Annotated in this window: 23 protein-coding genes; 12 read left to right on the top strand and 11 right to left on the bottom strand. The window is 65.9% G+C overall.

Going from position 1 to position 22686, the window contains the following annotated elements; translation table 11 throughout:
- Positions 1 to 8: 8 nt before the first annotated feature.
- From XH92_RS22005 to XH92_RS21985, 5 genes are all read right to left on the bottom strand, one after another.
- A complete protein-coding gene (locus XH92_RS22005; protein ID WP_194461027.1) occupies positions 9 to 779 on the bottom strand; it encodes a CPBP family intramembrane glutamic endopeptidase in 771 nt (256 codons plus the stop codon).
- A 10-nt stretch (positions 780 to 789) separates the two neighbouring features.
- Positions 790 to 2433, bottom strand: coding sequence for an acyl-CoA dehydrogenase family protein (locus tag XH92_RS22000; RefSeq protein ID WP_194461026.1), 1644 nt, complete (start codon positions 2431 to 2433; stop codon positions 790 to 792).
- 144 nt (positions 2434 to 2577) lie between these two features.
- Entirely contained in the window at positions 2578 to 3030 is a 453-nt protein-coding gene (locus XH92_RS21995; protein WP_194461025.1) for a hypothetical protein, read from the bottom strand.
- A gap of 27 nt (positions 3031 to 3057) precedes the next feature.
- On the bottom strand, positions 3058 to 3468 hold the full coding sequence (locus tag XH92_RS21990; RefSeq protein WP_194461024.1) for a hypothetical protein: 411 nt from the start codon (positions 3466 to 3468) through the stop codon (positions 3058 to 3060).
- A gap of 130 nt (positions 3469 to 3598) precedes the next feature.
- Positions 3599 to 4387 (bottom strand): M15 family metallopeptidase, encoded by a 789-nt coding sequence (locus XH92_RS21985; RefSeq protein WP_194461023.1) that lies wholly within the window; start codon positions 4385 to 4387, stop codon positions 3599 to 3601.
- Between the two features lie 163 nt (positions 4388 to 4550).
- On the opposite strand from XH92_RS21985, the gene XH92_RS21980 reads away from it, so the two are divergent.
- The 3 genes from XH92_RS21980 (at position 4551) to plsY (ending at position 7633) form a co-directional block, all read left to right on the top strand.
- Positions 4551 to 5504, top strand: coding sequence for an aspartate carbamoyltransferase catalytic subunit (locus tag XH92_RS21980; RefSeq protein ID WP_194461022.1), 954 nt, complete (start codon positions 4551 to 4553; stop codon positions 5502 to 5504).
- A gap of 4 nt (positions 5505 to 5508) precedes the next feature.
- Positions 5509 to 6810, top strand: coding sequence for a dihydroorotase (locus XH92_RS21975; protein ID WP_194461021.1), 1302 nt, complete (start codon positions 5509 to 5511; stop codon positions 6808 to 6810).
- A gap of 226 nt (positions 6811 to 7036) precedes the next feature.
- Positions 7037 to 7633 (top strand): glycerol-3-phosphate 1-O-acyltransferase PlsY, encoded by a 597-nt coding sequence (gene plsY / locus XH92_RS21970; protein ID WP_194461020.1) that lies wholly within the window; start codon positions 7037 to 7039, stop codon positions 7631 to 7633.
- Between the two features lie 134 nt (positions 7634 to 7767).
- Here plsY and XH92_RS21965 read toward each other — a convergent pair whose 3' ends face one another.
- Positions 7768 to 9006: an amidase gene (locus XH92_RS21965; RefSeq protein WP_194461019.1), complete on the bottom strand. Its 1239-nt coding sequence runs from the start codon at positions 9004 to 9006 to the stop codon at positions 7768 to 7770.
- A gap of 62 nt (positions 9007 to 9068) precedes the next feature.
- Positions 9069 to 9266, bottom strand: a complete 198-nt coding sequence (locus XH92_RS21960) for a hypothetical protein (protein WP_194461018.1) — start codon at positions 9264 to 9266, stop codon at positions 9069 to 9071.
- A gap of 94 nt (positions 9267 to 9360) precedes the next feature.
- Between XH92_RS21960 and dprA the strand changes: the two genes are divergently transcribed.
- Positions 9361 to 10500: a DNA-processing protein DprA gene (dprA, locus tag XH92_RS21955; RefSeq protein ID WP_246788522.1), complete on the top strand. Its 1140-nt coding sequence runs from the start codon at positions 9361 to 9363 to the stop codon at positions 10498 to 10500.
- 189 nt (positions 10501 to 10689) lie between these two features.
- Here the strand turns inward: dprA and XH92_RS21950 are convergent, their stop codons facing one another.
- A complete protein-coding gene (locus XH92_RS21950) occupies positions 10690 to 11097 on the bottom strand; it encodes a helix-turn-helix domain-containing protein (protein ID WP_194461017.1) in 408 nt (135 codons plus the stop codon).
- A 99-nt stretch (positions 11098 to 11196) separates the two neighbouring features.
- On the opposite strand from XH92_RS21950, the gene XH92_RS21945 reads away from it, so the two are divergent.
- On the top strand, positions 11197 to 11805 hold the full coding sequence (locus XH92_RS21945; RefSeq protein WP_194461016.1) for an FMN-dependent NADH-azoreductase: 609 nt from the start codon (positions 11197 to 11199) through the stop codon (positions 11803 to 11805).
- Positions 11806 to 11935: 130 nt separating this feature from the next.
- Here XH92_RS21945 and XH92_RS21940 read toward each other — a convergent pair whose 3' ends face one another.
- Together XH92_RS21940 and XH92_RS21935 are read right to left on the bottom strand one after the other, a co-directional pair.
- Positions 11936 to 12103: a hypothetical protein gene (locus tag XH92_RS21940; protein WP_194461015.1), complete on the bottom strand. Its 168-nt coding sequence runs from the start codon at positions 12101 to 12103 to the stop codon at positions 11936 to 11938.
- Positions 12104 to 12315: 212 nt separating this feature from the next.
- Complete coding sequence (locus XH92_RS21935; RefSeq protein WP_194461014.1) at positions 12316 to 13089, bottom strand: SDR family NAD(P)-dependent oxidoreductase; 774 nt, start codon at positions 13087 to 13089, stop codon at positions 12316 to 12318.
- Positions 13090 to 13138: 49 nt separating this feature from the next.
- Here XH92_RS21935 and XH92_RS21930 point away from each other — a divergent pair, with 49 nt between their 5' ends.
- On the top strand, positions 13139 to 13672 hold the full coding sequence (locus tag XH92_RS21930) for a helix-turn-helix domain-containing protein (RefSeq protein WP_194461013.1): 534 nt from the start codon (positions 13139 to 13141) through the stop codon (positions 13670 to 13672).
- A 264-nt stretch (positions 13673 to 13936) separates the two neighbouring features.
- Here the strand turns inward: XH92_RS21930 and XH92_RS21925 are convergent, their stop codons facing one another.
- Positions 13937 to 14080 (bottom strand): hypothetical protein, encoded by a 144-nt coding sequence (locus XH92_RS21925; protein ID WP_194461012.1) that lies wholly within the window; start codon positions 14078 to 14080, stop codon positions 13937 to 13939.
- A gap of 327 nt (positions 14081 to 14407) precedes the next feature.
- Between XH92_RS21925 and topA the strand changes: the two genes are divergently transcribed.
- The 6 genes from topA to rpmG all read left to right on the top strand — a co-directional run bounded on the left by topA (position 14408) and on the right by rpmG (position 22612).
- The gene (topA, locus tag XH92_RS21920) at positions 14408 to 17185 is read left to right on the top strand and encodes a type I DNA topoisomerase (protein ID WP_194461011.1); all 2778 of its coding nucleotides are present in this window, start codon (positions 14408 to 14410) and stop codon (positions 17183 to 17185) included.
- On the top strand, positions 17186 to 19549 hold the full coding sequence (rnr, locus tag XH92_RS21915) for a ribonuclease R (protein WP_194461010.1): 2364 nt from the start codon (positions 17186 to 17188) through the stop codon (positions 19547 to 19549). It begins immediately after the preceding gene.
- Positions 19540 to 19977 (top strand): DUF983 domain-containing protein, encoded by a 438-nt coding sequence (locus XH92_RS21910; RefSeq protein ID WP_194461009.1) that lies wholly within the window; start codon positions 19540 to 19542, stop codon positions 19975 to 19977. Before rnr ends, XH92_RS21910 begins: the two co-directional genes overlap by 10 nt.
- Before the next feature lie 37 nt (positions 19978 to 20014).
- The gene (locus tag XH92_RS21905; protein ID WP_194461008.1) at positions 20015 to 20764 is read left to right on the top strand and encodes an NUDIX domain-containing protein; all 750 of its coding nucleotides are present in this window, start codon (positions 20015 to 20017) and stop codon (positions 20762 to 20764) included.
- Between the two features lie 226 nt (positions 20765 to 20990).
- A complete protein-coding gene (locus XH92_RS21900; protein ID WP_194461007.1) occupies positions 20991 to 22316 on the top strand; it encodes an LLM class flavin-dependent oxidoreductase in 1326 nt (441 codons plus the stop codon).
- 128 nt (positions 22317 to 22444) lie between these two features.
- Complete coding sequence (rpmG, locus tag XH92_RS21895; protein ID WP_018271988.1) at positions 22445 to 22612, top strand: 50S ribosomal protein L33; 168 nt, start codon at positions 22445 to 22447, stop codon at positions 22610 to 22612.
- The last annotated feature ends 74 nt before the right edge of the window (positions 22613 to 22686 follow it).

Here is a 22686-nt window from a genome sequence, read left to right as displayed (position 1 = left end):
TCGAACGCTCAGCCCGCCAGCCACCAGGTCTGGAGCGTCGCGGCAAAATTGTTCAGACCGTGCAGCAGGATGGTCAGCCAGGTCGAACCGGTGCGGAAGCGCAGATAGCCGAACAGGAGGCCGATCGACAGCACCTCGCACAGGAAGAACCAGTCGTACTGCAGGTGCATAACGGTCCAGACGATCGACGACAGCAGGATCGCGCCATAGGGGCCGAGCCTGGATTCCGACCAGCCGCGATAGAGCCAGCCGCGCGCGAACAGCTCCTCCCAGAGCGGCGCGGCCACGGCAAAGGCGATCACCAGCAGCCACAGCGCGCTGTGATCCTGTGCCGATTTCAGCACGTCGCCCATGAAGCCCGGCGTCACCTCGCGGCCGGCGGCGCGGGACACCATGTCCCAGGCGCCGACCAACACGCCGAGCGCGACGACGCCGATGATGACATTCTTCCACGACGTGCCGCGCAGCCCGAGGTAGTCGGCGAACGGAATCCCGGTGCGGCGGATCGCGAACCACAGCGCCAGCAGCACCATCGGCAGGCCGGCGAGCACCGAGAGCGAGATCGTCAGTCCGTCGGCGACCACATGGGTGATGCCGGCCGCCGACAGTTCTCCGCCCTGCGCGATGATCCGGTAGATGACGACGGCAATCTGGCCGACGAACATCGCAACGAAGATCAAAAGCCCCCACAGCGCGGTGCCCCAGAACTTCCAGACCCGCGGTGGGCGTGGCAGAGCATCGATAGCGGGCGGTGGAGTACCGGGATTGAGTGCGTCCATGAGCAAACCTTCAGGGCAGCGCCCGCGCCAGCAGCGCGCGCTGATCGGCATCGGAGAGGTCCACCGCGCCGTACATGCCGGCGTGGCGTTCGACAAGCCGTGTCGCCGCGAACAATTCGGCGTTTTTCGGCGAGACCTGGTTGAGCGCCGCGGTGGCGGCCAGCAGCGCCAGCTTCTCGACCGCAAGCCGGGCGACGCGCTCGCTGTCCGGCCGACGGAAGGATTGTCCGATCGAGGCAACCGTCTCGGCGGCGCCAGGCAGCCCCTTGGTCTCGTCGGCGAGCGCGCGCAGCACGGCGAGCGCGGCATCGGCCTCGCGGCCGAGCGCGCGGAGCACGTCGAGGCACATCACGTTGCCTGAGCCCTCCCAGATCGCGTTGACCGGCGACTCCCGGTAATGCCGTGCCAGAATGCCCTCCTCGACATAGCCGTTGCCGCCGAGGCACTCCATCGCCTCGTAGAGGAAGCCAGGCGCGCTCTTGCAGGTCCAGTATTTGATCGCCGGCGTCAATAGCCGCATATAGGCGGCCTCGCCCGCATCGGTCGGCGCATAGTCGAAGGCGCGGCACAGCCGCATCACCAGTGCGATCGATGCCTCGACATGCAGCGCCATGTCCGACAACACCGCCTGCATCAGCGGCTGGTCGGCGAGATGCTTCTGGAACACGCTGCGGTGCTGCGCGTGATTGAGCGCATGCGCCAGCCCCGAGCGCATCAGGCCGGCGGATGCGATCGCGCAATCCTGCCGCGTCAGCTGCACCATCTGGATGATGGTGCGGATGCCCTTGCCCTCCTCGCCGATCAATTCGGCATGGGCGCCGTGGAATTCGACCTCCGACGAGGCATTGGAGCGGTTGCCGAGCTTGTCCTTCAGCCGCTGGAAGTGGATCGCATTGACCGTGCCATCGGGCGCGAAGCGCGGCATGAAGAAGCAGCTCAGCCCCTGCTCGGCCTGTGCCAGCACCAGGAATGCGTCGCACATCGGCGCCGACATGAACCATTTGTGCCCGGTGATGCGATAGAAGCCGCCGTCGCGCTCGGCGCGCGTCATGTTGGCGCGCACATCGGTGCCGCCCTGCTTTTCCGTCATGCCCATGCCGAGGGTCATGCCGCGCTTGGTCCACCATGGCGCAAAGCTCGGATCGTACGCGCGCGTGCCGATGACCGGCATCGTCTTCGCCAGAATGTCGGGCTGCGAGGCCAGCGCCGCGACCGAGGCGCGCGTCATCGTGATCGGACAGAGATGGCCGGTCTCGACTTGCGAGGCGATATAGAACCTTGCCGCGCGCACCACCTCGGCCGCGCCGCCGGCCGGCTTGCCGTCGGCAGTCCAGGTCGAGTTGTGCACGCCGGCATGGGCCGAGTGCGCCATCAGCTCGTGATAGGCCGGATGAAACTCGACCTCGTCGCGGCGATTGCCCCTGGCATCGAAGGTTCGCAGCTTCGGCGTATTCTCGTTGGCGACGCGGCCGCGCTCGGCCATGACGGCCGATCCCCAGTGCTTGCCGAAATCCGACAGCTCTGCCGCGGACGCCGCCCCGCCATTGGCGGCCACCGCGGCGACCAGCGGCGCATCCGCTGCGAACAGGTCGACATCCCAGAAGGGCGGCGACTGGTTGAAGACGTCGTGGGTGGCAAACGGAGCCTGCGTCATGGTCTCCTCTCGGTTGAGCCTCGCCGCGCGCATGCGGCCCGGACAACGGCCCGGCGGCCGGGATCACGGCCAATCGTGGCGCGGTGGAATCGGGGGATCATAAGCCCGCGGGCGGGCACCGGGCAGCGAAAAATGCGCCCGCTGCTAGATGCTTCCGTGCCTGGGCGCATGGCGTCCGAGCCAGCGGTCGACCCAGTCGCTGGCGCGGGTCCGGTTCGCCTCCTTGCGGGAAGCCTGGACAGGGAAAATGTCGCCGCTGCTCAGTTGCCGGTTATCCGGATATTCAGCGAACTGCATGTTCGACTCGTGCGCAGCGCCGTCCGCCGGAGAGATGTAGGCAAACCGGATCTCGATCTTGTGCTTGATCTCGTAGCCCTGCCATTTCGGATGGTTGCGCGCCAGAAGCTCGGTCAGTTCGCACGGCAGGAGATCGGACGTCGAGCTCCGATTTCCCTCCGTCTTTTCCATGTAGCATTGCTCCTTGACGCTGCTGACGCGCGCGTCGATCGGGCGGAAGTTCACCCGCTTGTCGAACTCGCGATAGGCATAGAAACTGGCAAGGCCGATGGCGATCATCCCGTAGACGCCGATACGCATGGTGAGGCTCCCAAACCGCCGCGACGATCAGATCATGCGCGTCTTGTCCGCCTTGGTCTTGGAGGCCAGCACCGGAAACACGTCGCCGGCGCGCAGCGGCTTGCCGCTGGGAAAGTACGACATCTCCAGGCTCGACTGGTGCGAGACGCCATCGACCGGCGAGACGTAGACCACGCGCACCTCGATCTTGTGGTTCACGTGATAGCCCTGCCACTTCGGATGCTCCTTCCGCAGCAGCTCGGCGGTTTCGCACCGAGTCAGGTCGGACGTGAACGTCGTCTTGGTGATGACGCCGCGCTCGACCTTTTCCAGATAGCACTGCTCGTTGACGCTGCTGATGCGCGCATCGACGCGCTGATAGTTCGCGCCCTTGTCGTACTGGTCGTAGATCGCGATGCCGAACGCACCGACGGCAACAATGACAACAGCCCAACGCATGTTTTCTGCTCCCGCAATGCGCGCACTTGATACGGCCGCAATTAAGGAGTGTTGAACACGCATTCAGCTACTTCAGCGATGGCAAGCTTTGTGTTGCCGCGATGCCTCGGATTTGAGGAAAATCCAGCCGCTAGTGCGAGCGGGTGATCGGGAAATCGTAGGCCGGCCCGCCGGCCCTCGGCAGCGAGAAGTGCCACCATTCCTTCGAGTAGTTGGCAAATCCCTGCCGGGCCATCACCGCGACCAGAAGGTTGCGCCAGCGTCGCTGCGCCGGTGTGATCGCGCCGGCGGCGGTATGCCCCTTCGCGTCGGAACAATCGTAGCCGGTGCCCATATCGACGCTGCCTTCGGGCGCGCGCGCGGCGACCGGCGCGGTGCAGTCGGCGTAGTCCTTGGCGGGATCGAACTTGCCCGAATTGTCCGCGGTCAGATCGACCAGCGTGAGATCGACTGCCGCCCCGGTCGAATGGCCGGAGTGGGTGGCGATATAGCCGAGACGGAACAGGTCCGCCTTCGCGAACGCCGGGTTGTAGCGCCGCTCGGCGGCGGTCTCCCTGCCGTTCTTCGACCACGCCACCATGTCGGCGACCGCGCGGGCCGGCCGGTAGCAGTCGAACATCTTCAGCGACAGCTTTTGTGGCGCCAGTTCCCGCTGCACGGCCTTCAGGCGAAGCCCGACGTCCCGCTTCACCACGCATTCCGCCGCGCCATAGCCCGCGATCGGCCGGCCCATGAAGTTGTTCGCGCCGGCGTAGCGGATGTCCTGGATGATGGTCGGATCGATGTCGCGCAGGAACGCGAAGTCGCCCGGAAGGCCCTGGGCCAGGGCCGGTGAGACCAAGCCCGCAACAGCGATGAGGATCACGACAATTTTCACGAGCTCCGGCTCCGGCGCAGCCGCCGGGCTGGTCCCGGCCATCCACGTCTTGTTCCGGAACGACCGGCAAAAGCAAGCCATCGGTGCCCGCCGCAAGGGCGGGTCTGGCGGCCGAGAAGGCGGCCGCATCTTACTCGGGGAAAACTCATCCGGCCCCTCTTCGCGCTTGCCCCACCGGCCATCCGCGCCTATAGCTCTCGCTTTAATGACCCCATCATTGAAATCGACTTTTGTCCTCGGTCACCGGCATTTGCTGGGCATCGAGGGCCTTTCCGCTGACGACATCACGGGCCTGCTCGACCTCTCCGAGGAGTATGTCGAGCTCAACCGCCAGGTCGACAAGAAGCGCGCCTCGTTGCGCGGCCGCACCCAGGTCAATCTGTTCTTCGAGGCCTCGACCCGGACCCAGTCCTCGTTCGAGATCGCCGGAAAACGCCTGGGCGCCGACGTCATGAACATGTCGGTGTCATCGATGTCGACCCGCAAGGGCGAGACCTTGATGGACACCGCGGTGACGCTGAACGCGATGCACCCCGACATCCTGGTGGTGCGCCACCACGCCTCCGGCGCGGTCGAGCTGCTGGCGCGCAAGGTCGACGGTTCCGTGATCAACGCCGGCGACGGCGCCCACGAGCACCCGACCCAGGCGCTGCTCGATGCGCTGACCATCCGGCGCAACAAGGGCCGGATCGAGGGGCTGACGATCGCGATCTGCGGCGACGTGCTGCATTCGCGCGTCGCGCGTTCCAACATCTTCCTGCTCAACACGATGGGCGCCCGCGTCCGCGTGGTGGCCCCCTCCACGCTGCTGCCGCCCGGCATCGAGCGGATGGGCGTCGAGGTCGCGCGCGACATGCGCGAGGGCCTGAACGGCGCCGACATCGTGATGATGCTGCGGCTGCAGCGCGAGCGCATGAACGGCTCCTTCGTGCCGTCGTCGGGCGAGTATTTCCACTATTTCGGCCTCGACCAGAAGAAGCTCGGCTATGCCAAGCCGGACGCGCTGGTGATGCATCCGGGCCCGATGAACCGCGGTGTCGAGATCGACACCTTCGTCGCCGACGGCGCGCAATCGCTGATCCGTGAACAAGTTGAAATGGGTGTGGCGGTGCGCATGGCGGTGCTCGAAGCGCTCGCCCGCAACCTGCCGAACGCGTGACGCCATGCTGACAGACCGCCGCCCCATCCTGCTCGCCAACGCCCGCGTCATCGATCCGTCCCGCGACTTCGACGGTCCGGGCGACGTGCTGATCGCCGACGGCGTGATCCGTGACGCCAAGCGCGGCATCGGTGCCGCCGGCGTTCCCGAAGGCACCGACATCGTCAATTGCGCCGGCAAGATCGTGGCCCCCGGCCTGATCGACATGCGCGCCTTCGTCGGTGAGCCCGGTGCCAGCCACCGCGAGACCTTCGCCTCCGCCAGCCAGGCCGCCGCCGCCGGCGGCATCACCACCATCATCTGCCAGCCCGACACCTCGCCGGTGATCGACAATTCGGCCACCGTCGACTTCGTGCTGCGCCGCGCCCGCGACACCGCGATCGTCAACATCCACCCGATGGCGGCGCTGACCAAGGGCATGCAGGGCAAGGAGATGACCGAGATCGGCCTGTTGAAGGCCGCCGGCGCCGTCGCCTTCACCGACGGCGACCGCAGCGTCACCAATGCCCAGGTGATGCGGCGCGCGCTGACCTACGCCCGCGATTTCGACGCGCTGATCGTGCATCACACCGAGGACCCGCATCTGGTCGGCGAAGGCGTGATGAACGAGGGCGAATTCGCCACAAGGCTCGGCCTCGCCGGCATCCCTACCGCCGCCGAGTCGATCATGCTCGAGCGCGACATGCGGCTCGCCGGGCTGACCGGCGGCCGCTATCACGCGGCGTCGCTGACCTCGACCGAGTCGCTGGAGATCCTCAAGCGCGCCCGCGACAGCGGCCACAACGTCTCGGCCTCGGTCTCGATCAACCACGTGACGCTGAACGAGAACGACATCGGCCCGTACCGCACCTTCCTCAAGCTGGCGCCGCCGCTGCGCACCGAGGAAGACCGCAAGGCGCTGGTCGCAGCGCTCGCCTCCGGGCTGATCGACGTCGTGATGAGCGATCACAATCCGCAGGACGTCGAGGTCAAGCGGCTGCCGTTCGCGGAAGCGGCGAGCGGCGCGGTCGGCCTGCAGACCATGTTGCCGGCGGCGCTGCGGCTGATCCACAATGGCGAGATGGAGTTCAAGACGCTGATCCGGGCGATGTCGACGCGGCCGGCGGAACTGCTCGGCCTGGCCGGCGGCACGCTACGCGCCGGCGCCCCGGCCGACGTGATCGTGATCGACGCCGACACCCCCTGGGTGCTGGATCGCGACGACCTCAAATCGCTGTGCAAGAATACGCCGTTCGACGACGCCCGCTTCTCGGGCCGCGTGACCCGAACGATCGTCGGCGGACGGACGGTGTACGAACACGTCTAAATCTGGGTGGAACCTAGCGCGCCGCGAGTTGCGACATTGCTTCCATCGTCGTTCCGACGACGATGGCCGCGACGTAAACGACAAAGAAAACCTGCTCCAGCCGCCTGCGAACAGAAGCCATGCTAAGCTCCCTCATTTCCAAGGCCATGGTGCGGATTGATGGTTAATTTTTCATTGACGGAATTGTCCAAAATGGACCGAACCGACCGTCCGGGGAGCCACCGCGATGTCCGCTGACGCTTTGCTGCCGGCCGCCTTCCTGGTCGGCTATCTCTTAGGCTCGATCCCGTTCGGCATGGTCCTGACGAGGCTCGCCGGCACGCAGGATCTTCGCACCATCGGCTCGGGCAATATCGGCGCCACCAACGTGCTGCGCACCGGCCGCAAGGGCCTCGCCGCGGCGACGCTGCTCGGCGACATGCTCAAGGGCACGGTCGCCGTGATCATCGCCGGTACCATCGACGGCCCGAACGCTGCAATGCTGGCGGCGCTCGGCGCGTTCCTCGGCCACCTCTTCCCGGTCTGGCTCAAATTCCGCGGCGGCAAAGGCGTCGCGACCTATATCGGCGTGCTGCTCGGCCTGTTCTGGCCGGCGGCGCTGATCTTTGCCGTGATCTGGCTCGGCACCGCCTACACCACGCGCTACTCGTCGCTGTCGGCGCTGGTTGCCGCGTTCGTGACGCCGCTGTTCCTGTGGTGGTTCGGCCACAACGCGCTCGCCTCGCTGTTCGCCGTGCTGACGCTGCTGCTGTTCTACATGCACCGCGAGAACATCAAGCGGCTGCAGGCCGGCACCGAAGGCAAGATCGGCGAGAAGAGGTGACGCAAGCCATTCCGGGGCGCGACGAAGTCGCGAACCTCAGGTGCGCAATTGCGCACCAGGGAATCTCGAGATTCCCTGATGCGCACTGCGCATCTGAGGTTCGATGCGGCGCATCGCCCCGGAATGACGGAAGGCTAGGACTTCAACGCACCCTCGACAAAGCTCGCCGCCGCCAGCGCCTTCGCGTCATCACCAAAGCCCGCGATCACGGTGACACCGACCGGCAATCCGCCCTCGGCGATCAGCGCCGGCACGTTGACGCAGGGCACGCCCATCAAGGTCCAGAGCCGGTTGTAGCGGGGATCGCCGGTGGACGCCAAACCGTTCGGCGCGGCGCCCGGTGCCGACAACGTCAGCAGCACGTCGACCTCGGCAAAGATCGCGGCCAGCGCCTGCCGCGCCCGCAGCGTGACGTCCATCGCGGCATCATACTCGGCGGGTGTGCCGCCCTTGCTCTCGTCGAGCCGGCCGCGCAGCAGCGGCGGCATCGCATCGTAGTTCTGCCCGTATTCCCAGGCGAACGACTGGTGCGCCTCGAACTCCTGCACCACAGGATGGATCCGCCACGCCTTGGCGATGATCTCTGATATCGCGAGCTCGCGCACGGTTGCACCGGCCCGCTCCGCCGCCCGCGCGGCCTTCTGCAACGCCTCCGCGCCGGATGGTTCGGGCGCGCCGGCGAAGGCCTGCGTCACGACGCCGATGCGCGGCGCCGCGACCTCGGACGGCACGACAAGCTCAGGTCGCCTTGTCATCGCGGCCAACCCCAGCGCGACATCGCGCACGCCGGCGCCGAACAGCCCGACGGTATCGAGCGTCCACGAAAAACACTTCACGCCGACGGTCGGCAGCAGCCGGTAGCTCGGCTTGATCGCGGCGACGCCGCAGAACGAGGCCGGCCGGATCACCGAGCCGCCGGTCTGCGTACCCAGCGCCAGCGGGATCATCCCGGCGGCGACCGCAGCCGCCGAGCCCGACGACGATCCGCCGGGCGTGTGCGCATGATTGTGCGGATTGAGCGTTGCGGTGGGATCGTTCGCCGCGAACGCGGTCGTCGTGGTCTTGCCGATGATGGTGGCGCCGGCCTGCTTCAGCGCCATCACGACCGGCGCATCGGCGCGCGGCTGATGCCCGCGATAGATCGCAGCGCCCATCTCGGTCGGGAAGTCGGCGGTGTCGATGATGTCCTTGATGCCGACCGCAACCCCGCGCAGCGGGCCAGCATTGTGCGCGCGTGCCCTCTGATCGTGGCGGACGAAGGCGCCGATCGCATTCTCCTGGGAGCGGATCGCCTCCAATGACTGGCCGATGGCCGCCTCAGGCGACAGCGCGCCCTGTTCGATACGCGCTTGGAGGTCGGCAAGTGAGATCATGGACGGCAGCTCCTGTGCGCAAACAGATCTTCTATCAGGATCGGAGCAACACGGTAGTTCTCTTAATGAAGTGTCGCCCTGATTGTAAGACCCAGGCCAAAGACAATAAGGATGGTGCCCATAATGCGCATGCATCTGATGAAGTTATCGTCCGACCAATCGCGCATGACGATGTCCCATTTGAGCCAAATGCCCCGTCGAAACATCATCGGGTTCAGCAGGTAGGAAACTCCGGCTGCAATCAGCACAAGCCCCAGCATTCGATACCTCCGTTGGGCCATGCCGACCCGTTCCGTCTGCCAAGACAAGACTCCGCAGACACACAATTGGTTGTCCACACGCCTCAGTTGCGCCATGCTACGCACCATGGACTGGACCAGCGGCGACAGCAAGCAGACCTCGAATCAACTCACCGACACCGAACGGCTCAACCGGCTGCGGTTGATCCGTTCCGACAATGTCGGCCCACGCACCTTTGCATCGCTGCTCCGCCATTTCGGCGATGCGGCGCACGCGCTGGAGCGCCTGCCCGATCTCGCGCGCCGCGGCGGCGCGTCGGGACCCGGGCGCATCACCAGCGAGGCCGATGCAGCCGCGGAGCTCGCGGCCTGCGCCAAGTTCGGCATCGATCTCGTTGCGCCCGAGGAAGCGCATTATCCGGCGCGCCTCGCCACCATCGACGACGCGCCGCCGCTGCTCGGCGTACGCGGCGCGCGCGACACCTTGATGCGGCCGATGATCGCGATCGTCGGCTCCCGCAATGCGTCCGGCGCCGGGTTGAAATTTGCTGGCCAGTTGGCGCGCGATCTCGGCGACGCCGGTTTTGTCGTGATCTCCGGCCTTGCCCGCGGCATCGACCAGGCGGCGCATCGCGCCACCGTTGCAAGCGGCACGGTCGCCGTGCTGGCCGGCGGCCACGACCGCATCTACCCGCCGGAGCATGAGGATCTGCTGGCCGCCCTGCTCGCGCGCGGCGCGGCGATCTCGGAGATGCCCCTCGGGCACGTGCCGCGGGCGCGCGATTTCCCCCGCCGCAACCGGCTGATCTCGGGCGCATCGCTCGGCGTCGTCGTGGTGGAGGCCGCGCACCGCTCGGGCTCGCTGATCACGGCGCGGATGGCCGCCGAACAGGGCCGTGAGGTATTCGCGGTGCCGGGCTCGCCGATCGATCCGCGCGCCGCCGGCGCCAACGATCTGATCAAGCAAGGCGCGACGCTGGTCACCGAAGCCGCCGACGTCATCAGCGCGGTGACGCCGATCATGGAGCGGCCCATCATGCTGTCCGCGCGCGAGGACAACGAGCCGCTGGATTTTGCCACCGATAGCGGAGATCGCGCCCGCATCATCAACCTGCTCGGCCCGAGCCCGATCAGCCTCGACGACCTGATCCGGATGGCCGATGCCTCGCCCGCAGTCGTCCGCGCGGTGCTGCTGGAGCTCGAGCTCGCCGGCAGACTTGAGCGTCACGGCGGCGGACTGGTGTCGATGATTTAGGGCAACGAACGGGCGTCTTGCGAAAATCTATCGCCGTCATCCCCGCGCAAAGGCTTCGCCTTTGTCGCTGGAGGTGCGAGCGGAGCGAGCCTCGAAGGATGCACGGCCCGGATACAGCCGTACTGAGACAGCGGGGCCGTCGACCCTTCGAGACGCGCTGCGCGCTCCTCAGGGTGACGGGCATAGATTTCACTCCGCGTTGCGCGCATCGAAATCCTGTCGCGCGCCTTCGATCTCCGGCAGATGCGCGAACGCCCATTCGCCGAGCGCCATGACCGGCACGGCAAGCCCGCGCCCGAGGTCGGTCAGCTCGTAATCGACCCGCGGCGGAATGGTCGGAAACACCGTGCGCGTCACTAGCCCGTCGCGCTCCAGCCCGCGCAGGGTCAATGTCAGCATGCGCTGCGAGATACCGTTGATCATCCGCTTCAGTTCGTTGAAGCGGCGCGGTCCGTCGCGCAGCAGCATGATGACCAGCACGCTCCATTTGTCGCCGACCCGCGACAGCACCGAGGCGACGCCGCGGCAGTCCTGATGCGTCCCCGGTTGACGCGGAAGACCGGTCTCAGCGGTTACATCGATGTGCTCGGGTTCCATTGGTGTGCTCGGGTTTCAAAAATGTGCGTTCTTGCGAACATTTAGGGCGGTCACTCATATAGCGCCAGTTACAAACCTATACCAAAGGTGACCCCAGCCATGAAACTTCTGCACATCGACTCCTCGGTCCTCGGCCCCCACTCCGTCAGCCGCCAGGTCTCCGCCGCCGCCGTCGAGCGGCTGCGCCAGGCCAATCCCGGCCTGGTCGTGAAGTACCGCGATCTCACCCAGACCCCGCTCGCCCACCTCTCCGGCCTGCATCTTGCCGCGAGCCAAGGCGCGGCGCCGGACCCGTCGGTGCGCGACGATATCGCGACCGGCCAGGCCGTGCTGGACGAGTTCCTCGCCGCCGACATCGTGGTGATCGGCGCACCCATGTACAATTTCACCATCCCTTCCCAGCTCAAGGCCTGGATCGACCGCGTCGTGGTGGCGGGCAAGACCTTCAAATACGGCGCCGGCGGCGTCGAGGGACTGGCCGGCAACAAGCGCGTCATCATCGCGATCTCGCGCGGCGGCTATTACGGCGCCGACACGCCGATGGCCGCGCTCGAGCACCTCGAGACCTATCTGCGCGGGGTGTTCGGCTTCATCGGCGTCAGGAACCTCGAGTTCATCCCCGCCGACGGCATCCAGGTCGGCCCCGAGCATCGCGAGAAGGCGGTCGCAGGCGCGCTGCAGGCCGCCGGCAGCCTGAACGCCGCCTAGTTCCATGATCGCTGTCGTCCTCCGCGAAAGCGGGGGACCCAGTATTCCAGAGACGGCGGTTATTGAGCGGAGAAGCCGCAGCGTACTGGATACCCCGCATGCGCGGGGTATGACAGTTGTGGGCGATGGATCAGAACCAGACCCCTTGAATGCCGAGGATGACGGCGACGAGCGAAATCAACAAACCGATGCCGGAAAACAGCGCGACGGTCACCAGCTGTGTCGCGTCTGAATTGTCTGAACTCTGAGACGCGGACGAAACCGGGATCGACGTCGAAATGCGAGCTGCTTTCGGCATGAAGGAACTCCAAAAATGATTCCGTGGTGAAAAAATTCCCCGCCCATTCAGAAGTCCGGCGAGTACGTCAAAGGTTCAAGCATGATCCGGAAAAGTGCGAAGCGGTTTTCCGAGGAGATCATGTTTGGACAACGAAGCGATGATACGCGCATACGAAATCGGCCGGTGTGATCAGTTTCACACCGGCCTTTTATTACAATGCGAAACAAAGTTTAGCCGCGATAGATCGGCGCGCCGGCCGGAGATGCCGTTGCACCGCCATCGATGAACAGTTCCTGCCCCTGCACATGCGCCGCGTCGTCGGATGCGAGGAACAACACCGTCTTCGAGATGTGATCGGGCTCGCCGATGCGGCCGAGCGGCGTCGACTTGCCGATCCGTTGCTCGAACGCCTTCTCGGCCTCCGGCGTTGCGATCGCCGCGCCCCAGATCGGCGTACGCACCGCGCCCGGCGCCACCACGTTGACGCGGATGTTGCGCGGCGAGAATTCTGACGCCATCACCCGCGCCATCGCGCGCACGCCGGCCTTGCTCGCGGCATAGGCCGAATAGCCGGGATTGCCGAGCACCGAAATCACCGAGCCGTTGAGGATGATCGACGCGCCGTCGTTGAGGTACGGCGCGACCGCCTGCACGGTGAAGAACACGCCGGTGAGATTGGTGCGGATCACGTTCTCGAATGCGGCAAGCGTGGTGCCGCCGATCGGCGTCTGGCCGGGAATGCCGGCATTGGCGAACAGCACGTCGTATTTGCCGAACTTCTCGGCGCCCTGCTTCACCGCGGCTTCGAGCGCAGCGACATCGGTGGCATCGGCCACGAGAGCGAACGCATTCGGTCCGAGTTCCTTGGCCGCTGCCGCGAGCGTTTCCTTGTTGCGCCCGGTGATGACGACCTTGGCGCCCTCGGCGACGAACAGCTTTGCTGTCGCAAGCCCGATGCCGCTGTTGCCGCCGGTGATCAACGCCGTCTTGTTCGCCAGTCTCATGTCCGCCTCCAGTTGGTTGCATTATTAAACTTCATTGCCTACCTAGGGCATGAGGTTTAATATTGCAACCACACAAGACCGTGATGACCCCACTTTTGGAGCGTGCGTCGTGAAACGAACCAGCCTCGCCGGCGACAGCTGCCCTGTCGCACGCGCGCTCGACGTGTTCGGCGACTGGTGGTCGCTGCTGATCATCCGCGACGCCAGCCTCGGCCGGCGCCGTTTCGGCGAATTCCAGGCCAGCCTCGGGCTTGCCAAGAACATCCTCGCCACCCGGCTGCGCACGCTGGTCGAGCGCGGCATTCTCAAGACGGTGCCCGCCTCCGACGGCAGCGCCTATCAGGAATATGTCCTGACGCCGAAGGGCCACGGCATCTTTCCGATCCTGGTCGCGCTCCGGCAATGGACCGAGGAGTTCGACGAGCATCCGGACGAGATCGCGACCATCATGGTCGACCGCGAGAAGGGCAAACCGGTGAAGAAGCTCGCGCTGCTTTCGCAGGACGGGCGCGTGCTGGGTGCTGCGGATACGACGCTGAAGCCGCGGCCGGTGCGGAAGGCGGCGCGGCGGGTGTCGGCGTAGCTCTCTTCGCCGTCATTGCGGGGCGCGCGAAGCTTGGCCTCACCCTCAACTGTCATCGCCCCGTTCAAGCCGGGCGATGACACCGCGTGGTGTGGCAACTTGAACGCGACCCATCCTCATCGTCGTCCCGGCGAAGGTCGAGACCCATAACCACCGAAGGTGATTGTTGCACGACGCTGGGGCCACAGCTCGCTTCAACCACGCCCCCTGTGGTTATGGGTCCTGCTTTCGCAGGGACGACGTGGCGGGAGTTCGGGCGTACCCTCACGACAGCTTCCTCCGGCTGCGCACGCGCAATTGCTCGTCGGCCTCCAGGCGGGTCATCGCGAGCAGATGGTCGAGGACTTCGAATTTGTGGCGCTGGGCGAGTTTGGCGAGTTCGGTCGCGGCCGCGGCGATCAGGACCAAGGCGTCGTCCGGGCCGCCCTCCCCATCTGGCTCGTCGCCCGCCGGTCGCCGTCGGCCGGACGGTTTGGGCTTGCGCCCGCCCCCAGTGCTGCTCAAAAGGCCTAATCCGATTCCCACCCTATATATATAAAGAGATACGCCCTTTCCGGCCGCAACTCTAGGACGCATTTTTCAACCCTTGGGATAGAAACTCCACAGCTTGAGCCCTCCCTTCAATATCTGGCGATTTGACACCGACCGCCCCAACACCCATGTTCGCCCCGACACGGCGGGCCGCGAGTCTAGCGGAACCCACCTTCAAGTTTTCCCGTAAGCTATTGGAATGACATGAATATCGTCATTGTGGAGTCGCCGGCCAAGGCCAAGACGATCAACAAATATCTGGGGTCCTCCTATGAGGTCCTGGCGTCGTTCGGCCATGTTCGCGATCTCCCGGCCAAGAACGGTTCCGTCGATCCGGACGCCAATTTCCAGATGATCTGGGAGGTCGATGCCAAGGCCGCCAGCCGGCTCAACGACATCGCCAAGGCGCTCAAGGGTGCCGACCGCCTGATCCTGGCGACCGACCCTGATCGCGAGGGCGAAGCGATCTCCTGGCACGTGCTGGAGGTGATGAAGGAGAAGCGCGCGCTGAAGGACCAGAAGGTCGAGCGCGTGGTGTTCAACGCCATCACCAAGCAGGCCGTCTCCGATGCCATGAAAGCGCCGCGCCAGATCGATGGCGCGCTGGTCGATGCCTATATGGCGCGCCGCGCGCTGGACTATCTGGTCGGTTTCACCCTCTCGCCCGTGCTGTGGCGCAAGCTGCCCGGCGCCCGCTCCGCCGGCCGCGTGCAGTCGGTCGCGCTGCGGCTGGTCTGTGACCGCGAGCTCGAGATCGAGAAGTTCGTGCCCCGTGAGTACTGGTCGCTGGTCGCCACGCTGCTGACGCCGCGCGGCGAAGCCTTCGAGGCCCGGCTGGTCGGCGCCGACGGCAAGAAGATCGCGCGGCTCGACATCGGCTCCGGCGCGGAAGCCGAGGACTTCAAGAAGGCGATCGAGGCCGCGCTGTTCAAGGTCGCGACCGTCGAGGCCAAGCCGGCCCGGCGCAATCCGCAGGCGCCCTTCACCACCTCGACGCTGCAGCAGGAAGCCAGCCGCAAGCTCGGCTTCGCGCCGGCGCACACCATGCGCATCGCGCAGCGGCTGTATGAAGGCATCGACATCGGCGGCGAGACCACCGGTCTCATCACCTATATGCGAACCGACGGCGTGCAGATCGCGCCCGAGGCGATCACGCAGGCGCGCAAGGTGATCAGCGAGGATTACGGCAACGCCTATGTGCCGGACGCCCCGCGCCAGTACCAGGCCAAGGCCAAGAACGCGCAGGAAGCGCACGAAGCGATCCGCCCGACCGATCTGTCGCGTCGCCCGGCCACCATCGGCCGCAGGCTCGATGCCGATCAGGCACGGCTCTACGAGCTGATCTGGAAGCGCACCATTGCGAGCCAGATGGAGTCGGCTGAACTCGAACGCACCACGGTCGACATCGAGGCCAAGGCCGGCGCCCGCGTGCTGGAGCTGCGCGCCTCCGGCCAGGTCATCAAGTTCGACGGCTTCCTCGCGCTCTACCAGGAAAGCCGCGACGACGAGGAGGACGAGGATTCACGCCGCCTGCCCGCGATGAGCCAGGGCGAGGCCGTGAAGCGCCAGAGCCTTGCCGTCACCCAGCACTTCACCGAGCCGCCGCCGCGCTTCTCCGAAGCATCGTTGGTGAAGCGGATGGAAGAGCTCGGCATCGGCCGTCCCTCGACCTACGCCTCGATCCTGCAGGTGCTGAAGGACCGCGGCTACGTCAAGCTCGAGAAGAAGCGGCTGCACGGCGAGGACAAGGGCCGCGTCGTGGTCGCGTTCCTGGAGAACTTCTTCTCGCGCTATGTCGAGTACGACTTCACCGCCGATCTCGAGGAGCAGCTCGACCGCATCTCCAACAACGAGATTGCCTGGCAGCAGGTGCTGCAGGATTTCTGGCGCGGCTTCATCGGCGCGGTCAACGACATCAAGGACCTGCGCGTCGCCGAGGTGCTGGATGCACTCGACGAGATGCTCGGCCCACACATCTATCCGCCGCGCGCGGATGGCGGCGACGTCCGGCAGTGCCCGACCTGCGGCACCGGCCGGCTCAACCTCAAGGCCGGCAAGTTCGGCGCCTTCGTCGGCTGCTCGAATTATCCGGAATGCCGCTACACGAGGCCGCTCGCGGCAGACAGCGCTGAAAGCGCCGATCGCGTGCTCGGCACCGATCCCGACACCGGGTTCGACGTCACCGTGAAGGCCGGCCGCTTCGGTCCCTACATCCAGCTCGGCGAGCAGAAGGATTACGCCGAGGGCGAGAAGCCCAAGCGCGCGGGCATTCCGAAGGGTACCTCGCCCGCCGATGTCGATCTCGAACTGGCGCTGAAGCTGCTGTCGCTGCCGCGCGAGATCGGCAAGCATCCGGAAACCGGGCAGCCGATCACCGCCGGCCTCGGCCGGTTCGGGCCGTTCGTGAAGCACGAGAAGACCTATGCCAGCCTCGAGGCCGGCGACGAGGTGTTCGACATCGGCTTGAACCGCGCCGTCACGCTGATCGCGGAGAAGATCGCCAAGGGCCCGAGCGGCCGCCGTTTCGGCGCCGATCCCGGCAAGCCCCTCGGCGATCACCCGACGCTCGGCGCGGTCGCGCTTAAAAACGGCCGCTACGGCGCCTATGTCGCGGCCGGCGGCGTCAACGCGACGATCCCGAGCGATCGCGCGCCCGACGAGATCACGCTCGCGGAAGCAATCGCGCTGATCGACGAGCGCGCGGCCAAGGGCGGCGGCAAGAAGGCCAAGAAGGCGAAGGCGGAAAAGCCTGCCAAGGCGAAGAAGGCCAAATCCGAAGCCGCGGCTGAAGAGGCCGACGGCGACGCCGAGGCCAAGCCCGCCAAGAAGGCTGCGTCGAAGAAGGCCGCGGCGAAGCCAAAAACGGATGCGACCAGCAAGGCGCGCGCGCCGGTCGCCTCCGGTGCCAAGACGTCGCCTGCAAAGTCATCGACGTCAGCGAAAGCGCCCGCGAAGAAAAGCGCCGGCAAGGCACGAGGATAAGTGAAACGAAAACCCGACCATGGCTTTCCGGGCCGGGACGCCATCGTCGCCTTCATCCGCGCCAATCCAGGCAAGGTCGGCACCCGCGAGATCGCGCGCGAGTTCGGCCTGAAGAACGCCGACCGTGTCGAGCTGAAGCGGATCCTGCGCGAACTCGCCGATGACGGCACGGTCGCCAAGCGCGGCCGCAAGATCCACGAGCCGGCGGCGCTGCCGCCGACAGTGCTCGCCGACATCACCGGCCGCGACAGCGACGGCGAGTTGATCGCCACCCCAGCCGAGTGGGACTCGGAAGACGGCACCGCCCCAAAAATCCGCATCGAGATGCCGCGCCGGCCGAAGCCCGGCACCACCGCCGGCGTCGGCGACCGCGCGCTGCTGCGCGTCGAGGTGGTGACCGACGAGCACGACGGCACGCCCTATCGCGGCCGCGTCATCAAGGTGATCGACCATGGGCGCACGCGCATCCTCGGCATCTTCCGCCGCAATCCCGACGGCGGCGGACGGCTGATCCCGGTCGACAAGAAGCAGGCCGGCCGCGAGCTCAACATCGCCAAGGCCGACAGCGGCGGCGCGGAGGACGGCGACCTCATCAGCGTCGATTTGATCCGCACCCGCGGCTATGGGCTCGCCTCCGCCCGCGTCAAGGAGCGGCTCGGCTCGATCGCGAGCGAGAAGGCGATCAGCCTGATCGCGATCAACACCCACGACATCCCGCAGGTGTTCTCCTCCGCCGCACTACGCGAAGCGGAAGAGGCAAAACCCGCGACCTTGCAGGGCCGCGAGGACTGGCGCGACGTGCCGCTCGTCACCATCGATCCGCCGGACGCCAAGGATCACGACGACGCGGTGCATGCCGAGATCGACCCCGATCCGAACAACAGAGGCGGCTTCATCGTTCATGTCGCGATCGCCGACGTCGCCTATTATGTGCGGCCCGGCTCGGCGCTCGACCGCGACGCGCTCCAGCGCGGCAACTCGGTGTACTTCCCCGACCGCGTGGTGCCGATGCTGCCGGAGCGGATCTCCAACAATCTCTGCTCGCTGGTGCCGGGCGAGCCGCGCGGCGCGCTCGCGGTCCGGATGGTGATCGGCGCCGACGGCCGCAAGCGCTCGCACACCTTCCACCGCGTGCTGATGCGCTCGGCCGCGAAGCTGAACTACGCGCAGGCGCAGGCGGCGATCGACGGCAGGCCCGACGACACCACCGGCCCCCTGCTCGATCCGATCCTCAAGCCGCTGTGGTCGGCCTATGAACTGGTTAGGCTCGCGCGCAACGAGCGCGACCCGCTCGATCTCGATCTGCCCGAGCGCAAGATCCTGCTGAAGGGCGACGGCACCGTCGATCGGGTGATCGTGCCGCAGCGGCTCGATGCGCACCGGCTGATCGAGGAGTTCATGATCTTGGCCAACGTCGCCGCGGCCGAGATGCTGGAGAAGAAGGCGCTGCCGCTGATCTATCGCGTGCATGACGAGCCGAGCCAGGAGAAGGTGCACAACCTCCAGGAATTCCTGAAGACGCTCGACCTGCCCTTCACCAAGCAGGGCGCGCTGCGTCCCTCGCAGTTCAACCGCGTGCTGGCGCAGGTCGCCGGCGAGGATTACGAGCCGCTGGTCAACGAGGTGGTGCTGCGCTCGCAGGCGCAGGCCGAATACTCCGCCGAGAACTACGGCCATTTCGGCTTGAACCTGCGCCGCTATGCGCACTTCACCTCGCCAATCCGCCGCTACGCCGATCTGATCGTGCATCGCGCGCTGATCCGCGCGCTTGGCCTTGGCGAAGGCGCCTTGCCGACCGATGAGACGGTGGAGACGCTCGCCGAGATCGCCGCGCAGATTTCCGTCACCGAGCGCCGCGCGATGAAGGCGGAGCGCGAGACCACTGACCGGCTGATCGCGCATTTCCTTGCCGATAAGGTCGGCGCCTCGTTCCAGGGCCGCATCTCCGGCGTGACGCGCGCCGGCCTGTTCGTGAAGCTCGACGACACCGGCGCCGACGGCCTGATCCCGATCCGCACCATCGGCAGCGAATATTTCAACTACGACGAAACCCGCCACGCGCTGATCGGCACCCGCAGCGGCACCATGTATCGGCTCGGCGACGTCGTCGACGTGCGACTGGTCGAGGCCGCGCCGGTGGCGGGCGCGCTGCGTTTTGAGCTATTATCCGAAGGCCAGGCAATTCCGCGCGGCAGAAAACGCGAAGGCATCAGAGCCGAGCGCCGCGCCGCGGGATTTGGCGAAGGGCCAAAGAAGGGATCCGGCAAGAAGGCGCACAAGGAACGCAAGGCGCGCAGCAAGAAGGACCGCAAGCCGGCGAAGCCAAAGTCCGGCAAATCGAAGCGAGGCAAATCATGGACGTGACACCGCCCACGGTGGTCTGGACTCGCGACGCAACCGAGCCCGAGAAGCGCGACGTGTGGACCGCGATGAGGCGCGGGTTCCTTGGCCGTTGTCCGCGCTGCGGAAAAGGCAAACTGTTCCGCAAGTTTCTCAAATGCGACGGCCATTGCCCGGTCTGCGATCTCGATTTCACGCCGCATCGCGCCGACGATCTGCCCGCCTATCTCGTCATCGTCATCGTCGGCCATATCGTGGTACCGACCGCGCTATGGATCGAGACCGACTATTCGCCGCCGGTGTGGCTGCAGCTTGCGATCTATCTGCCGCTCACGCTGTTCGCATCGCTCGCATTGTTGCAGCCGGTGAAAGGAGCCGTGATCGGCTTGCAATGGGCCCTGCGCATGCATGGCTTTGACGAGAATCCCCCTAGCGACATCCCGCCGGTCTAGCTAAACCGGGCGCCAAAGAAGAAATGAAAGGGATGAAATGACTGAAGCTGCCGCACCCGCCGCCGTCGTCCACCAGGGCGAGAAGGAAGCCGATCATCACGCGTATTTCCGGCCGAAGGATGCGGCGACGCTGATCCTGATCGATCGCTCCGGCGCCAAGCCGAAGGTGCTGGTCGGCAAGCGCCACGACAAGGTGGTGTTCATGCCGGGCAAGTTCGTCTTCCCCGGCGGCCGGGTCGACAAGGCCGACAACCGCGTGCCGGTCGCAGCCCCGATCACGCCGGAGCTCGAAGCCAATCTGTTGAAGGGCAGCCCGAAGATCACGCCCGGCCGCGCGCGTGCGCTCGCCAATGCCGCGATCCGCGAAGCCTGCGAAGAGACCGGGCTCTGCCTCGGCCGCAAGGTCGAGAAGACGGCGAAGCTCGATGGCGCCTGGGCGCCGTTCGCCGACGCAGGGCTCCTGCCCGATCCGTCCGGCCTGTTCCTGATCGCGCGCGCGATCACGCCGCCCGGCCGCGTCCGCCGCTTCGATACGCGCTTCTTCACCGCGGACGCCTCGACCATCGCGCATCGTGTCGAAGGCGTGGTGCATGCCGATGCCGAGCTGGTCGAGCTTGTCTGGGTCGAAATCGGCTCCGAGCCGTTCGCGGATGCGCACGCCATGACCAAGAACGTGCTCGCCGAGCTCGACCGCCGCCTCGCCACCGGCCCGCTCCGTCACGACGCGCCGGTGCCGTTCTTCCATTTCTACGGCGGCAAGATGCACAAGGACGTGCTGGGGGCGTAGGCCAGCCCCGTCATTGCGAGCGAAGCGAAGCAGTCCATCTCACCGCTTGTTGATCCATGGATTGCTTCGTCGCGCACGCTCCTCGCAATGACGATCGGGAGCCGGCTGCAGACTTATCCTCCAGCCGTCCCTCAAATTGCAAAAATCTTCTGGCGCCGTCGGGATGGCGCGCCGCGAAGCGCCTCCCTATCTGTTCCGCTAACGACATCAAGAACGGAACGGGGCAATGGCGAAGCGTCAACTCAAGCTCGGCGCGTTCATGCGGCCGATCAGCATCCACACCGGCGCCTGGCGCTATCCCGGGGCCTGGCCCGACGCCAATTTCAACTTCGACCATATCAAGCAGCTGATCCGGAAGCTCGAGGCCGGCAAGTTCGACGCCTTCTTCATGGCCGACCATCTGGCCGTGCTGAACATGCCGATCAACGCGCTGAAGCGCAGCCACACCGTGACCTCGTTCGAGCCGTTCACGCTGCTGTCGGCACTCGCGGCCGTCACCGGGAATATCGGCCTGATCGCGACCGGCTCGACCACTTTCGATGAGCCCTATCACGTCGCCCGGCGCTTCGCCTCGCTCGACCACATCTCGGGCGGCCGCGCCGGCTGGAATATCGTCACCACATCCAATCCGGACGCGGCGCTGAACTTCGGCCTCGACGATCACATGGAGCACGCCGAGCGCTACAAGCGCGCCCGCGAATTCTACGATGTCGTCACCGGCCTGTGGGATTCATTCGCCGACGATGCGTTCGTGCGCGACGTCGAGTCAGGCCTGTTCGTCGATCCCGACAAGATGCACGTGCTCAACCACAAGGGCAAATACCTCTCGGTGCGCGGCCCGCTGAACATCGCCCGTCCCGTGCAAGGCTGGCCCGTCATCGTGCAGGCCGGTGCCTCCGACGACGGTAGGCAGCTCGCGGCCGAAACCGCGGAAGCCGTGTTCACCGGCGGCGGCAGCCTTGCCGACGGACAGAAACTCTATGCCGACATCAAGGGCCGCATGGAGAAGATCGGCCGCGATCCCGAGCATCTGAAGATCCTGCCCGGCGCCTTCGTCGTGGTCGGCGACAGCGTCGAAGAAGCGAAGGAGAAGCGCGCGCTGCTCGACAGCCGCGTGCATTACGACAGCGCGATCGCCTCGCTCTCGGTGATCCTCGGCACCGATGCGTCCACCTTCGATCCCGACGGGCAATTGCCGCCGATTCCGGAGACCAATGCCAGCAAGAGCGGCCGGCAGCGCCTCGTCGATGTCGCGGCGCGCGACAAGCTCACCGTGCGCCAGCTCGCGCAGCGCGTCGGCGGCTATGGCGGCCTCGCTTTCGTCGGAACGCCGCAGAGCATCGCCGACCAGATGGAGGAATGGCTGGAGGGGCGCGGCAGCGACGGCTTCAACATCATGTTCCCCTACCTGCCGCAGGGCCTGTTCGAGTTCGTCGACAAGGTCGTCCCTGAATTGCAGAAGCGCGGGATTTTCCGGAAAGAGTACGAGGGCAAGACCCTGCGCGAGAATCTGGGCCTGCCGCGGCCCAAAAATCAGTTCTTCGAGGGGTAATCGGCCCGGAATCGGGCTGGTTTTGGCTTGGAAATCCTTGACTTTGGACCGTTTCTGGCTAGTTTCCCGGCCAAACGCGGGCCGATTTGGCCGGCTCCCGATACCCCTTCATTTTCGAGGATTTGCACATGGCCAAAGCGGTCACCATCAAGGTCAAGCTCGTGTCGACGGCCGATACCGGCTTCTATTACGTCGCCAAGAAGAATTCGCGCACCATGACCGACAAGCTGGTCAAGAAGAAGTACGACCCGGTCGCGCGCAAGCACGTCGAGTTCAAGGAAGCCAAGATCAAGTAAGATCGCCTGCTTCTGACGTTCCAAACGGGGCCCTCGCGGCCCCGTTTTTGCTTTGTGGCCAGGCGTCATCCCTC

Source organism: Bradyrhizobium sp. CCBAU 53421, assembly GCF_015291625.1.
GTDB lineage: Bacteria > Pseudomonadota > Alphaproteobacteria > Rhizobiales > Xanthobacteraceae > Bradyrhizobium.
Note: the sequence above shows the minus strand (reverse complement) of the source record. Positions and strands in the feature narration are given on the sequence as shown.

Excerpts from the sequence above, each read along its gene's own strand:
- XH92_RS22005 (WP_194461027.1), bottom strand. The coding sequence starts at position 779 with ATGGACGCACTCAATCCCGGTACTCCACCGCCCGCTATCGATGCTCTG.
- XH92_RS22000 (WP_194461026.1), bottom strand. The coding sequence starts at position 2,433 with ATGACGCAGGCTCCGTTTGCCACCCACGACGTCTTCAACCAGTCGCCG.
- rpmG (WP_018271988.1), top strand. The coding sequence starts at position 22,445 with ATGGCCAAAGCGGTCACCATCAAGGTCAAGCTCGTGTCGACGGCCGAT.
- XH92_RS21975 (WP_194461021.1), top strand. The coding sequence starts at position 5,509 with ATGCTGACAGACCGCCGCCCCATCCTGCTCGCCAACGCCCGCGTCATC.
- XH92_RS21985 (WP_194461023.1), bottom strand. The coding sequence starts at position 4,387 with ATGGCCGGGACCAGCCCGGCGGCTGCGCCGGAGCCGGAGCTCGTGAAA.
- XH92_RS21940 (WP_194461015.1), bottom strand. The coding sequence starts at position 12,103 with ATGCCGAAAGCAGCTCGCATTTCGACGTCGATCCCGGTTTCGTCCGCG.
- XH92_RS21900 (WP_194461007.1), top strand. The coding sequence starts at position 20,991 with ATGGCGAAGCGTCAACTCAAGCTCGGCGCGTTCATGCGGCCGATCAGC.
- XH92_RS21930 (WP_194461013.1), top strand. The coding sequence starts at position 13,139 with ATGAGGTTTAATATTGCAACCACACAAGACCGTGATGACCCCACTTTT.
- XH92_RS21905 (WP_194461008.1), top strand. The coding sequence starts at position 20,015 with ATGACTGAAGCTGCCGCACCCGCCGCCGTCGTCCACCAGGGCGAGAAG.
- XH92_RS21960 (WP_194461018.1), bottom strand. The coding sequence starts at position 9,266 with ATGCTGGGGCTTGTGCTGATTGCAGCCGGAGTTTCCTACCTGCTGAAC.
- XH92_RS21980 (WP_194461022.1), top strand. The coding sequence starts at position 4,551 with ATGACCCCATCATTGAAATCGACTTTTGTCCTCGGTCACCGGCATTTG.
- XH92_RS21995 (WP_194461025.1), bottom strand. The coding sequence starts at position 3,030 with ATGCGTATCGGCGTCTACGGGATGATCGCCATCGGCCTTGCCAGTTTC.
- XH92_RS21910 (WP_194461009.1), top strand. The coding sequence starts at position 19,540 with ATGGACGTGACACCGCCCACGGTGGTCTGGACTCGCGACGCAACCGAG.
- dprA (WP_246788522.1), top strand. The coding sequence starts at position 9,361 with ATGCTACGCACCATGGACTGGACCAGCGGCGACAGCAAGCAGACCTCG.
- XH92_RS21945 (WP_194461016.1), top strand. The coding sequence starts at position 11,197 with ATGAAACTTCTGCACATCGACTCCTCGGTCCTCGGCCCCCACTCCGTC.
- topA (WP_194461011.1), top strand. The coding sequence starts at position 14,408 with ATGAATATCGTCATTGTGGAGTCGCCGGCCAAGGCCAAGACGATCAAC.
- plsY (WP_194461020.1), top strand. The coding sequence starts at position 7,037 with ATGTCCGCTGACGCTTTGCTGCCGGCCGCCTTCCTGGTCGGCTATCTC.
- XH92_RS21950 (WP_194461017.1), bottom strand. The coding sequence starts at position 11,097 with ATGGAACCCGAGCACATCGATGTAACCGCTGAGACCGGTCTTCCGCGT.
- XH92_RS21990 (WP_194461024.1), bottom strand. The coding sequence starts at position 3,468 with ATGCGTTGGGCTGTTGTCATTGTTGCCGTCGGTGCGTTCGGCATCGCG.
- XH92_RS21935 (WP_194461014.1), bottom strand. The coding sequence starts at position 13,089 with ATGAGACTGGCGAACAAGACGGCGTTGATCACCGGCGGCAACAGCGGC.
- XH92_RS21965 (WP_194461019.1), bottom strand. The coding sequence starts at position 9,006 with ATGATCTCACTTGCCGACCTCCAAGCGCGTATCGAACAGGGCGCGCTG.